The organism is Arachidicoccus sp. (genome assembly GCF_050436765.1).
Lineage (GTDB): Bacteria > Bacteroidota > Bacteroidia > Chitinophagales > Chitinophagaceae > Arachidicoccus.
The window spans coordinates 1-12,913 of sequence record NZ_JBNQGD010000172.1; the positions used below are offsets into that span (position 1 = coordinate 1).

At 37.2% G+C, this 12,913-nt stretch carries 11 protein-coding genes; 7 read left to right on the forward strand and 4 right to left on the reverse strand.

Annotation, left to right across the window (positions count from 1 at the left end; genetic code table 11):
• The 5 genes from ACQR30_RS07580 to gldE form a co-directional block, all read left to right on the forward strand.
• Positions 1–464 (forward strand): discoidin domain-containing protein (locus tag ACQR30_RS07580; protein ID WP_429733557.1); only part of this gene is annotated, 464 nt, incomplete at its 5' end.
• A gap of 87 nt (positions 465–551) precedes the next feature.
• Positions 552–2,258, forward strand: coding sequence for a LamG-like jellyroll fold domain-containing protein (locus ACQR30_RS07585; RefSeq protein ID WP_429733560.1), 1,707 nt, complete (start codon positions 552–554; stop codon positions 2,256–2,258).
• A 199-nt stretch (positions 2,259–2,457) separates the two neighbouring features.
• Positions 2,458–3,144: a MotA/TolQ/ExbB proton channel family protein gene (locus tag ACQR30_RS07590; protein ID WP_429733562.1), complete on the forward strand. Its 687-nt coding sequence runs from the start codon at positions 2,458–2,460 to the stop codon at positions 3,142–3,144.
• 30 nt (positions 3,145–3,174) lie between these two features.
• Positions 3,175–3,576, forward strand: coding sequence for an ExbD/TolR family protein (locus ACQR30_RS07595; protein WP_429733565.1), 402 nt, complete (start codon positions 3,175–3,177; stop codon positions 3,574–3,576).
• A gap of 111 nt (positions 3,577–3,687) precedes the next feature.
• Positions 3,688–5,022 (forward strand): gliding motility-associated protein GldE, encoded by a 1,335-nt coding sequence (gene gldE / locus ACQR30_RS07600; protein WP_429733568.1) that lies wholly within the window; start codon positions 3,688–3,690, stop codon positions 5,020–5,022.
• A gap of 77 nt (positions 5,023–5,099) precedes the next feature.
• Here the strand turns inward: gldE and ACQR30_RS07605 are convergent, their stop codons facing one another.
• Genes ACQR30_RS07605 through ACQR30_RS07615 form a run of 3 tightly spaced genes read right to left on the reverse strand, consistent with a single transcriptional unit; the run spans position 5,100 to position 9,181 of the window.
• On the reverse strand, positions 5,100–5,249 hold the full coding sequence (locus ACQR30_RS07605; protein WP_429733571.1) for a winged helix-turn-helix transcriptional regulator: 150 nt from the start codon (positions 5,247–5,249) through the stop codon (positions 5,100–5,102).
• A gap of 31 nt (positions 5,250–5,280) precedes the next feature.
• Positions 5,281–7,206 (reverse strand): DUF3857 domain-containing protein, encoded by a 1,926-nt coding sequence (locus ACQR30_RS07610; RefSeq protein WP_429733574.1) that lies wholly within the window; start codon positions 7,204–7,206, stop codon positions 5,281–5,283.
• A gap of 28 nt (positions 7,207–7,234) precedes the next feature.
• Complete coding sequence (locus ACQR30_RS07615; protein WP_429733577.1) at positions 7,235–9,181, reverse strand: DUF3857 domain-containing protein; 1,947 nt, start codon at positions 9,179–9,181, stop codon at positions 7,235–7,237.
• A 272-nt stretch (positions 9,182–9,453) separates the two neighbouring features.
• On the opposite strand from ACQR30_RS07615, the gene atpD reads away from it, so the two are divergent.
• Positions 9,454–10,959, forward strand: coding sequence for a F0F1 ATP synthase subunit beta (atpD, locus tag ACQR30_RS07620; RefSeq protein ID WP_429733580.1), 1,506 nt, complete (start codon positions 9,454–9,456; stop codon positions 10,957–10,959).
• Between the two features lie 77 nt (positions 10,960–11,036).
• On the forward strand, positions 11,037–11,297 hold the full coding sequence (gene atpC / locus ACQR30_RS07625) for an ATP synthase F1 subunit epsilon (RefSeq protein ID WP_429733583.1): 261 nt from the start codon (positions 11,037–11,039) through the stop codon (positions 11,295–11,297).
• A 102-nt stretch (positions 11,298–11,399) separates the two neighbouring features.
• Here the strand turns inward: atpC and metE are convergent.
• Positions 11,400–12,913: 5-methyltetrahydropteroyltriglutamate--homocysteine S-methyltransferase (metE, locus tag ACQR30_RS07630; RefSeq protein WP_429733586.1), on the reverse strand; the 1,514-nt coding region annotated here is incomplete at its 5' end.

Consider the following 12,913-nt stretch of genomic DNA (forward strand, 5'->3'; position numbering starts at 1 on the left):
TTAGTAAAGCCAATGTGGTTATTAAACGGGCTAATTGGGTGATAACATCTTTAAATGATCCTGACGACGAAGAGTTAGGTGGAGAAGGTGCTATAAACGGTAGATTTACAGATATCTTAGACGGGAATAACAGTACCTATTGGCATTCGAGATGGTCGTCTAATGCAACATCGTATCCGCATATCTTATTGATAGATAAGGTGACTGCGCAAATGGTGAATGGTATTTATTTTGTACAACGCGCAAACGGGAGTAGAAATGTGAAAGGCCTAAAAGTTTGGGTGGGCAATGACCCCAATAGTTTGACACTTATCACCCCATCAGGAACTGTCTTACAAAAAAATAGCGATCAGCAAAAAATTGCTTTACCAACGCCACAAGTCATTCGGTACATAAAAGTTGAGTTTGATAATTCATACGATGGCGCTCAGTTTGCAGCGATGGCCGAAATAGGCACGTATTGATAATTTTGGAATTAAGGCTAAAAAAAGACGATGGGATAAATGATAAATAAATATCTATCCCAAAATATAAAATTAAAAATTGACGAAATGAAAAAAGTCTTTATGGAAGGAAAATTTTTACTACTGATTGTATTTGCTTTAATCTGCATTACGAGTTGTACAAAATATCCTGACCCAGCTGTTGTTAATGAATCTTATGGAACGGATAGTATTGGTATTGCACAAAGAAAGGTTTTGGTAATTAGTATAGATGGTGTTACAGGGTCTGAGATGCAGAAAATTGCACCTCCAAATATCGCTGTACTACAGCAGCATGGAAAATATACCTACAATGTGCATTTGGATCCGGATGTGAGTACTGATGCGTCCACTTGGGCTACATTGCTCAATGGTAATTTTTACGCCCATCATCTGATTAGTGACAGTAGTTTTCAATTGGATTTAAATACAAATGGAGAATTTGAAGGAGCTATTCCATATTATCCAGATTTCTTCACCTTTATTAAACAAGGGGTAGGTAATTATAAAACTGCGTTAATCTCCCCTTGGAATCAGTTGGTAAATAATTTTCCAGATGCGGACTTTGGATATGCTGTTTCTAATGATGCGGCGGTTAAAGATTCTGCAATCAATATATTAGGTCGAGAAAAGGCGTTAGGCGCGATGGTACTGGATTTTAATGAAGCTGAAATGGCTGGTCTTGCCGGCAGTTTTTCAGCATCGGACGATGGGTATAAAGCCGCAATATTAAATGTGGATGGATATGTGGGAGATATAATGACGGCACTAAAAGCCAGACCTACCTACAGCAAAGAAAACTGGTTGGTAATTGTTACAACCGATCACGGGGGTAGTTCAGCTAATCCCAAGCCTGGTTTTGTAATTTATTCCAATCCTTCACTTTCAGAGCAGGAAGTGAAAAAAGTTGGTTTGAGCTCAATACATTTTGGAGCGGCTGATATAAATGCGATAATCCCGAATGATAATGGGCTGTATGACTACGGAATCGATAAAGATTTTACAGTTCAAATGCATGTAAAATTTAACGGAAACGCATATTATCCACAATTTTTAGGAAAATGCAGTGCGCTGAACGGTTCAAACCTGACTGGTTGGTTTTGGATGCAGGAGGGAGATCATTGGAATATAGAAGTAGGAGGTAGCGCAAACGGAGGATCTGGTAAACAGCAATTTGCAAATAATGCTACTATAACAGATGGTAGTTGGCATACACTCACCATGACAATGAAATATGTTAATTCCACTACAAGAACAGTTACGGGTTATACCGATGGTGTACAGACAAGTACAGGGAATGTTAGTAATACTAAAAGTATATCAACTCCTGAATTATTTAGGTTAGGTGCAGGAAGAGGAGGAACAACCGATTTCTATGCTGCAGATTTGGAAATATTTGATGTTGCTTTAGATTCTTCTTCTATCGTTAATAACTTGTGTTTGCAAGATATTACGCAACATCCCGCTTATTTGAATCTTACCGGCTATTGGCCTGGTGACGACGCGCTTGGTGGTATAATTGCAAATAAAGCTCCCGGGGGTTATGATATGCAGGTAGAAGGTAATTACAAATGGGATATTTTGGGAAGCAACGTGCCTTGTAGCATGGCTACTCCAGCTGATATAACGCTTGCCAATCCTTCTGTTCTTTCGCTTAATACGGACGTAGCTGCAAATGTTTTATATTGGCTACAAATTAAACAAAACGATGTGGGTGCCTCTTTTGATGGATCTGACTGGTTAGATAATTTTGAGAAGGAAATTTACGGGCTTTAATAATTGTTAAGCTGTATAAATCTTATTATAAAGCCTGAGAAACGCTCAGGCTTTATAATTTTTAGTAGATGAACAGTGCCTAATTGAAAAAGATCTACCAATTTCATGTTTATTTCTTTCTTTGTCCCATTAAACTTATACACATTAACAAAATACTTGTAACAGACTTGTTACTTTAGCAACAAACTTTTTTTGTATTATGAGCATTTTATTACAAGTTGTAGATACAACAATGCATACAGCGCAGACTGCGCAACAAACTATGGCTAAAATTTCGCTGTGGGGGTTGTTGGGCAAAGGGGGTGTATTGATGTACCCTTTATATTTTCTACTTATACTCGCCATATTTATGTTCTTCGAAAGGTTTATTGCGATAAAAAAAGCATCTCGTATTGATGCTAATTTTATGCATATGATTCGTGACAATATTCTTTCTAGTAATATTACTTCGGCTAGAAGTTTGGCACGTAATACCAATAGCCCAGTTGCCCGTATTATTGAAAAAGGGCTAAGGCGAGTAGGTAAACCCATAGATGTAATTGAAAAAAGTATGGAAAGTGTGGGGCGATTGGAGTTGTATAAAATGGAGAAAAACCTCAATATACTTTCACTGATAGCTGGTATTGCACCTATGTTTGGATTCTTAGGAACTATTGTGGGGATGATTGAACTTTTCTTTGAGATTACAAGTACGCACACATTTGAATTAGATACCATTGCCGGGGGGATTTATGTGAAAATGATTACTTCAGGTACAGGATTGATTATTGGGTTGATCGCTTATATTATGCACAATTATTTGACTACACAAGTTGATAAGACGGCAAATGAAATGGAAATAGCCAGTACCGAGTTTATTGATATTTTGCAAGAGCCCACCAAATAATTTTCTTCTTACAAAAAAAGATTTTTAAAAATGAATATAAGAAGAAGGCAAAAAGACAAACCGGAAGTTTATACTAGTTCCCTGAACGATATTTTGTTCATACTGGTGATGTTTTTCCTCATTGTTTCTACACTGGCTAATCCCAACATTGTTAAGGTCAATAACCCCAAAGGGCAAAAAGATACCAAGGTTAAACAAAATATTGTCGTTTCTATTGACAAAGATCAGAAAATATATGTGGGCCAAAATGAGGTGCCTAATATGAATGCGTTGGATACCGTTTTGATGACCGAGGTTAATAAAATACGCACCACTGTCGATACACCTTCTGTCGTTATCAACGCAGATACGGTTGCTTATTATGGCCAGGTTTTTCATATTATGCAAGCTGCCAAGCGTGCTGGTGCACGCGTGGTTGCCAATGTACAATAGTTTTTACGACCTCTATTATAGTAAAAGTGGATGGCAACTTTTTCTTAGAAAGCATTTGATTTTTTTATTTACACGATATTTATTACTTACCTTCATTGTAAAATAAACACCGTGTTTGTCCTTAATACAATTCTCAATAATACATTGGTACAGGCGGTACATGTAGATGCCGCAGACTCTCAAATGGCAACCATTTTGGGTGTACTTTTGGTGGTGCTTTTTATTTTTTCATTTGCTATTTCCGGCTCCCAAGTGGCCTTTTTTTCTTTTGGCATTAAGGATATTAATCTTATCAAAACTAAACCTCAAGCCTCTTATAAGCGTATTTTAGATCTATTGGAACATCCACAAGAGTTGTTGTATGCGCTTCAGATAGCGAGTTGGTTTTTTTATCTGGCAATAATTTTTACTTTTAGTTACTTGATAGATCATCTGGTAATTACCGATGTAAGTTTTTGGGGTCTTTTATTCGTTAAAGGTGTGGTCGTCTTTATTCTTATTTTTCTGTTTGGGGAATGTTTGCCCAGGGCTTATGCCGCTCAAGAAAATATACGTTTTGCCAAAGATTTTGGCATACTTACAGAAATTGTGTATTATTTTTTTAGAAGAATTGCGGTGTCGATGCTATTTTCTTCCAATAAATTAGAAGCTGCTCTTTTTAGAAGAGATACCAGTGCCTATTATAATGTAGAATTAAACAATGCCATTAGTCTCACTCATAGAAATGCTTCCGAAGAGGAAAAGAGAATCTTACAAGGAGTTTTAAAATTTAATAAGATTACTGTTAAGCAAGTCATGAAATCCCGTTTGGATGTCTGTGGTATTGACTATGATATGAATTTTGAACAAGTAATGAAACGTATATGTGAAGTGAAATATACCCGCATGCCGATTTATGAGAAGAGCATGGATAAAGTGGTAGGGCTGCTAAACATTAAAGACCTTCTACCCTATATTGGGGAGAAAGATAGTTTTGATTGGCATAAATACATTTCTACTATTTATTTTGTGTATGAGCAAAAAATGGCCGGCGAATTATTGGAAGAGTTTCAAGAAAAGCATTTAAGATTCGCAGTTGTGGTCGATGAGTTTGGCGGAACCAGTGGTATTGTTACCATGCAGGATATTCAGGAAGAGATAATTGGAGAGATAAAAGACGAACGCGACGATAGCGATATGGCTTATAAAAAAATTGACGACTATAACTATATTTTCGACGGTAAATTGATGATTAGCGATATATGTCGTGCAATGAGTATTCCTTCGGATACATTTGATGTAGTCAAAGGTGAAAGCGATTCTTTAGCAGGTCTCGTTTTAGAACTTGCTGGTGAAATTCCGCCACTGAACGAAGCAATTTATTGCGGGGATTTTAAATTCTCTGTAGAAGAAATCAGTAAAAACCGCCTACAAAAAATAAGGGTAATGATAGATATGGAAGATTAATCTTGCCCGGATTAAAACGTTATTAGTGCAGTAAAAGTACATTCCATCTTATTTACGCCGCCGTTATGTTCTGTTTATTACCCCATTGCGCCAATTGCTGCATCACATCGTTGAGTGATACCCCCTTTTTCAGTAAGTGTATACTCCGCCTTTGGCGAGACTTCGGCGTACACCTTCCGGTTGACGACGCCGTTAGTCTCCAGTTCTTTTAAATTTCTCCACAGCACTCCTTATGGAAGAGTTTATGTTGAATGACGCTTAAAGAGTGCTGTTATCAAGTATAAGTTTTTGACTCATGTCGGCATATACTTTTTCTGCAAAAGATTCAAGATCTGGATAGGCGGTGTTCTTTACTATTGTTTGCTCGATGCTAAGTTTGGTGATTACCGTAATTTCTTTTGTCGAAGTATCTAAACTATAGTTGCTTATATAACTTGCAAAAGTTGTGTTTTCTTTGATGTTTGTTGGTAATTGCTCTACGGTAAAATCTTTTGGGTACCTGAGAATTGTGGTATCTATAACAGTGTAAGGATAATCGAAATAGAAGTCTTGTGTACGCTTTTTCATTTGTCTTATATCTTCTGTAAAGATTTTATAAGGTCTGGAGGAAATGAAAAATTTTGACCCTGTTAGAAAGTCGGGGTATTGACTGTAATAAAATGTCGCATTTACGGGATATGGAATTAGCCCTTTTCTACCTTCGTCGATTTGAAGAGAATCTATTCCTGCTTTAAATTTTAGATTATTTATAAAATAGTCCTTTTTATCTTCTAACCTTTGCTGAAATAAATAACCAATTGCTTCTTGTTTAAATTCACCGGTGTTTTCAAAAGAACTTTTAATAAATGCACTACCGTCTTCGTTTAGATTAATTATATTTTTAGAGGTCTTTATGTTCTCGTCTTTCTGGGCCCGAGGGGCGCGTGTTAATTCTCCTCCGTTTTCGGTAATCAGGAGAGATTGATGATTTTCAGTAAATGCACCCAAAATGCCGAAGTCTGTATTGCTGCTGGTGCATTCTAGCCAAATGCTGTCTTTCTCGAGCGGAATACAGAGAATTTCATGATTAAAAGCTTCCATGGGGAAATCGTTGAATATGGGCCAAACAGGTGTATCGCCATTTGTAAGTGCGACGTAGCTTTTAATCCCGACTGCAGATAGAGCGGCTTGCATATAGGTGCTCAACGCTTTACAATCTCCATATTTTTTGTTATTTACAAACGAAGCTGGGAAAGGCTTTAAGCCACCTATCCCTAATTGTATGCTAACATAACGCATATTTTGTTGCATATATCTATAGATTTCTTTGGCCTTTTCGAGAACTGTGGTTTTATCTTTAACTAAATCTTTATAAAAGACCTGCTCTTCAGCTGAAAGGGTATTGTTACTTCCCGTTAAATCATAATACCATTTGCCATAGCTTTTCCAACTGGATAAGTCACCAGGATTATTGTCCATCTCAAATTTGTTGGCAGTATACAAGACTATCGGCAGGTATAAGTAAGCGGGACCTGCCCTATATTCGATATTTTTCACTGGCAAGTTTTTTACTTCCCATTTGTAAGTATCATTTTGACCTTGATCGGTCTTGGAGAATTGAAATCTCCCATTTAATTCTTTATACCTAAAGCCAAAAGACTTGGGAAGGGTTACAATAGCAGTTGAGCTTTGAACAGATTGATCGTCATCTTGAAAAATCTCATAGGGATAACGCAAGATCCCCTTGAATTTGCTGGTGGTATTTATTTCTATTGTAATAGGGTAGTTGACAGCAGTTACAGTAAAATAGGTATACTTCCCATCATCCACCAGACCATCTCCATAACCGGAAGTGCCCATTTCTTTTTGTGTGTAGGAATTGATTTTTACCCCGTTAGAATCATATACAATTATATCGGCATCATCTAACTTTGTGAATTTATCCGAATACCTTAAGAAAAATAAGTTATTCTTGCCCTTGCTATTTAAAACCGTGACTACTTCGTGCTCATTTAAAATAGCTGTACCTAAACCGGTAACAATAAATTGTTTTGTTTTCTCGCGTCTTACAGAATTAGCGTTAGTTCTTAATGAATCGGGAATTTGACTTGTGGCATATTTAAAGCTTTGAGCAAATGGTTGGTGGCAAATTATGAGTAACAACAGCAGAAGGACAAAATAGGAATGCTTATTTTTTCTAGTCATTTTACAATCTATTATCAAGTAATATTATTTATTTGCGGGTTGCAAGATTATTTTTTCTTTTCAAAACAATTTGTTCATCCAATAGTTTAAAAAGCTGTTTGTAAAAAGCTTTAATGTCCGGGTATTCCTCCCTGGAATATATGGGTCTTAAAAAATCTATATTTAACCTGAATGCAATGCTACTATCTCCCAGTTTCTGAAATATTCTTTTAATGAGAATACTGCTGTCCAGGTTGCGCATGATAATATTTTTTGGCATTCCTTCTAAAGTAAAATTATCTGCAAAATTGATGTAGCCTGTGATCGTATATGATTGTAAAAAACCAAAGTCGATACTTGTTTGTCTATTTTCTGCTGTAAAAGGATTACTGGTCATTCCTGAAAAAAGATTATAGGGTACCAGCAAATAGTCACCCGTGGAACGAACGCCACCACTATAATCTACTTTTACTTCCAAAGGACCCTTTTCGTCATTTTCATCTTTTACTTCAAGGGAGTCTACCTGTAATGTGATGCCTTTCGCTGTACTTAAAAAGGACTTCAACTTATTATCTTTGTATCTCTTAAGGTTTTGATTTTTTGCATAATCAAAGTAATCCATCTCTCCGTTTCCAAAGATTTTACCCGATTTATCAATATTAAGAACAAGTGTTTCTGCCGTTCTTAATTTTTTAGAAATGTCAAAAATATTTACCCATCCAGAATGTGCTTTATCGCAAATTAATCCTTTTGTAAACTGCACTTCGTAAGGAACCTGCCCAAACGGGTTGTATTTGTCTGCTGCATTTAAAACGTAATTTGTACTGTCCACACGCACATAAACCATTGTTGCGTTAAATGCATCCATGGATGGGTAGGTTACATATATAGATCCGTTGTCTCTGGTGCTCACAAGTAACGGGGATGCCTTAATTTTGTAGTCTCTCAAAAGATTTAATAACAATAGATTGATGTCTGCGGTGCTACCCTGTTTTTTATCCCATGCTGCTTTAATACCTCCTTTCTGGAGTGAGCCCATTTCATAGTCTCCATTCCAATTCATATTTTTTTGAACATAGTCGTAAATTGCTTTTGTTTTTTCTAAGTCTGTTTTACAAGCACTGACTATATTGTCCAATTCTTCCGGATGCTTCACATTTTTAGATAGTTGCCCTCCCAAATCATTATATTTTAAGAACCCGTCAGTTATATTATCCCAAGTTTCTCCTATATGCACAGGCGCTTCACCCGGTGGATTAAAGGTCGTAAGATTAAAGTCCACTCTCTGCAGGAAATCATTTACGGCAGCCATATAAGGCTCACCTTGAAGGCTTGGGATATTGTGCATTATATACCAATTACCGTCAGCATAACTACTGTTTTTGACGGTAATATCCTGGCGGCGAATAATTTGATATTTAAAGTCAAAATAGCTTGGAATAATTAAGTTATAGGCGCTATATTTTACCGGATAAGAATGCTGAAAATACCAGGAGTTAATATTGCTATAAGTCTTTTTATATAATTTATATTCATATTCAAACACAGATCCCACTTTTACATTGGGCATGGCAAAACTTATCTCGGAGGTATTTTCGTCTATTACTTTATTGTAAATATCTTTTCTACTCAATTCTGTTATGGTAATTTTTCCATCGGGGTCTTTATTGTAGACATAGCCTTTTATATTAACAATAGATTCATAACCGTCCTTGCTTTGATAGCTAATTTTTACATCTGCATTTGCGATACCTGATTCTTTAAAGACGATGAATTTTCTGCGCCTATCGGTTTCTATATTGACGCTATTTTCATTGATATTGTACCTGACGACGCCGACATCTGCCAAACAATAAATCGGAGCACCTTTATCAAAGTCGCAATCTTTTAATTCTAGTTCTTTCGGATCAGGTTTTCCGAATTTGATAAGTTTTTCTTGTGCATTTATGAAGGTACAGGCAAATAGTAGGGCAATTGTGTACAGGATCTTTCTCATTAATAATTGGTTTGCAATAGTTTAATTATAAACCAAAAATAAATGTTTTAACACTTATTTCAAAAAATGTTAAAAACTAAATATACACTGCTATATGCTTCCAAATAAAATTAATTTCAGGTGACACTTAGGTTTAATAAATTAATTTCTTCCTTTTTCCTAAAAAAAACTTCTAATGTATTACCTTTGCCAAAAATTCAGAAAGGCTACTACTTGCAGTAGTTATTTCTTTTGAAAAAATCACTAAAAGACACTTTAATTTAATGTCATTTATGGCGAACAAAGGTAAAATTAAACAAATCATTGGCGCGGTAGTGGATGTACACTTTCCTGATAATCAGGAGTTACCTGAAATCTACAACTCCTTAGAGTTATTAAAAGAAAATGGCGATAAGCTAATATTGGAAGTGCAACAGCACTTAGGTGAAGACAGTGTGCGCACCATTTCTATGGAGGGTACCGAAGGTCTTGTACGTGGCATGGAAGTGACCGATACGGGAAGACCTATTACAATGCCTGTTGGTGAAAATATCAATGGTCGTTTGTTTAATGTAACCGGTGATGCCATTGATGGTTTGCCTGCGGTGTCAAAAGAAAATGGCCGTCCTATACACAATACCCCTCCTGCGTTTGAGAACTTAAACACAGCGAGTGAAATTTTGTTTACCGGTATTAAAGTAATCGATTTGATCGAACCTTATGCAAAAGGTGGAAAGATTGGTTTGTTTGGTGGTGCTGGTGTAGGTAAAACGGTATTGATTCAAGAATTGATTAATAATATCGCCAAAGGACACGGTGGTCTCTCTGTTTTTGCCGGTGTCGGAGAACGTACACGTGAAGGAAATGACTTACTTCGTGAAATGATCGAAGCTGGCATTATGAAATATGGGGACAAGTTCATCCATTCAATGGAAAAAGGTGGATGGGACTTAAGTACCGTGGATATGGAAGGCCTAAAGGATTCAAAAGCGACTTTTGTATTCGGACAAATGAATGAACCTCCTGGAGCGCGTGCACGTGTGGCATTGAGTGGTTTGACGATTGCAGAATATTTCCGCGATGGTGATGGTACAGGAAAAGGAAAAGACATTTTATTTTTCGTAGATAATATCTTCCGTTTTACACAAGCCGGTTCTGAAGTATCAGCCTTGTTAGGCCGTATGCCTTCAGCGGTAGGTTACCAACCAACATTGGCTACCGAAATGGGATTGATGCAAGAGCGTATCACTTCAACTAAAAATGGTTCTATTACCTCTGTACAAGCGGTATATGTGCCTGCGGATGATTTGACGGATCCGGCTCCTGCAACGACATTTGCCCACTTGGATGCGACAACGGTATTGTCTCGTAAAATCGCTGACTTAGGAATTTATCCTGCAGTAGATCCACTAGATTCTACTTCAAGAATTTTGACGCCCGCTATTTGTGGAGATAAACATTATGATTGCGCTAACCGTGTAAAATTAATTTTACAACGTTATAAAGAATTGCAAGATATCATTGCGATTTTGGGTATGGACGAATTGAGCGACGAAGACAAACAGACTGTTTTCCGCGCGCGTAAAGTACAACGTTTCCTTTCTCAACCCTTCCACGTGGCTGAACAATTTACCGGCCTAAAAGGTGTATTTGTAAGTTTGGAAGACACTATTCGCGGCTTTACTGCCATTATGGATGGTGAGGTAGATGAGTATCCTGAAGCAGCCTTTAACCTGGTTGGTACTTTAGAAGATGCTATCGAGAAGGGTAAAAAATTATTAGCACAAGCTCAAGGGTAAATTTGATTTGAAAATGAGGTTTTACTCGTCCAATTCATTTTCCAGATATCAAGGTGCAAAATATCAAATTAGAAAAAATGCTTTTAGAAATATTAACTCCTGAGAAAAGAATTTATAGTGGTGAAGTGTATGGTGTGCAATTACCAGGCGAAGAAGGTCTGTTCGAAGTATTGAACATGCATGCCCCCATGGTAAGCGCTTTAGCAAAGGGTAATGTGAAAGTCTTAAAATCAGCTAAAGGCACCAATCATAAAAATTTTTCTATAAATGGTGGCTTTGTGGAGGTTTTACATAATAAAGCTACCGTGTTGGTAGAAGGCGCCACTGAATTGAATTAGAGGTGGCGGATCTTATTCTGCTGGGGCGAACAAATCTTATAAAAAAACTTTCATCCTTAAAAGATGAAAGTTTTTTTGTAAAGGCCAGGTAATACAGGTTTACTAAGCAATTGCCTTTTGCTTTATACGAAGTTTCTTCGCTGCTTTTACCATGTTTTCCAATGCTTGTTTTGTCTCCGGCCAGTTGCGGGTTTTCAAGCCACAGTCCGGATTAATCCAAAGATTTTCGGTGGGAATAACAGCCAAAGCCTTATCTAACAGGGCTTCCATTTCTTCAACAGTAGGCACACGTGGTGAATGAATGTCATAAACGCCGGGACCGATTTCATTTGGATAATTAAATTGAACAAAAGCGTCTAACAATTCCATTTGAGAACGTGATGTTTCGATGGTGATTACATCTGCGTCCATATCCGCAACATTTTGAATAATGTCGTTAAATTCGGAGTAGCACATGTGGGTATGAATTTGTGTTTCGTCTTTTACGCCGGATGCTGATAGTTTAAATACTTTTACCGCCCATTGCAAATAAGTTTGCCAATGCTCTTTTCTCAATGGCAATCCTTCTCGAATAGCAGGTTCGTCAATCTGAATGATTTTTATGCCGGCTTTTTCCAAATCGACTACTTCATCACGGATGGCCAATGCTAACTGCATAGCAGTTGTTTCGCGTGCCTGGTCGTCGCGTACAAAGGACCATTGCAACATTGTAACCGGACCGGTCAGCATTCCTTTCATCAAACGATTGGTGTGACTTTGAGCGAAGCTTGCCCATTGAACTGTCATCGGTTTTTCTCTTTCAATGTCGCCAAATAATATGGGTGGTTTTACACAGCGTGAGCCATAGCTCTGGACCCAGCCAAATTGAGAAAAAGCATAACCATTAAGTTGTTCGCCAAAATATTCGACCATGTCGTTGCGTTCAAATTCTCCATGCACCAACACATCAATATCTAATGCTTCCTGTAAATGGATGCTTTCTATCGTTGCAGTGCGTAAGGCTTCTGTATATTCTGTTTCTGAGATGGAGCCTTTCTTTAATTGCGCCCGTAATTTTCTTACATCGGTCGTTTGCGGAAAAGACCCAATAGTGGTTGTAGGGAATAAAGGAAGATTGAATAATGCTTTTTGTTTTGCCTGTCTTGTACTAAAATCATGTTCTCTTTGCGCATCCTTTTGTGTGATATTTGCGACGCGCGTTTTTACTGAATCTTTGTGAATACGTGTAGAAGATTTACGCGAAAGCATAGCTGTCTTATTTCTATCGATAATTGCAGTCGCGTCATTTTTATTTTGGATTATTTTTTTCAAATCAATTAACTCGTCGATTTTTTGTTTGGCAAATGATAACCAATTCTTTAGCTCATCATCTAATTTTTCTTCATTGTCCAGGTCGCAGGGTACGTGCAATAATGAACAAGAAGGCGCAATCAATATTCTTTGTTCGCCAAAATGCTTCGACGCTTTCTCTATCAGAAGAAGGGATTTCTCGTAATCGTTCTTCCAGATATTTCGGCCGTCAATTACGCCTAAAGAAAATTTTGCTTTTAAATTGACAAAACTGGAAGCGATGATGTCATCCAATTGCGAGGGACATCTGGATAAATCAAGATGAA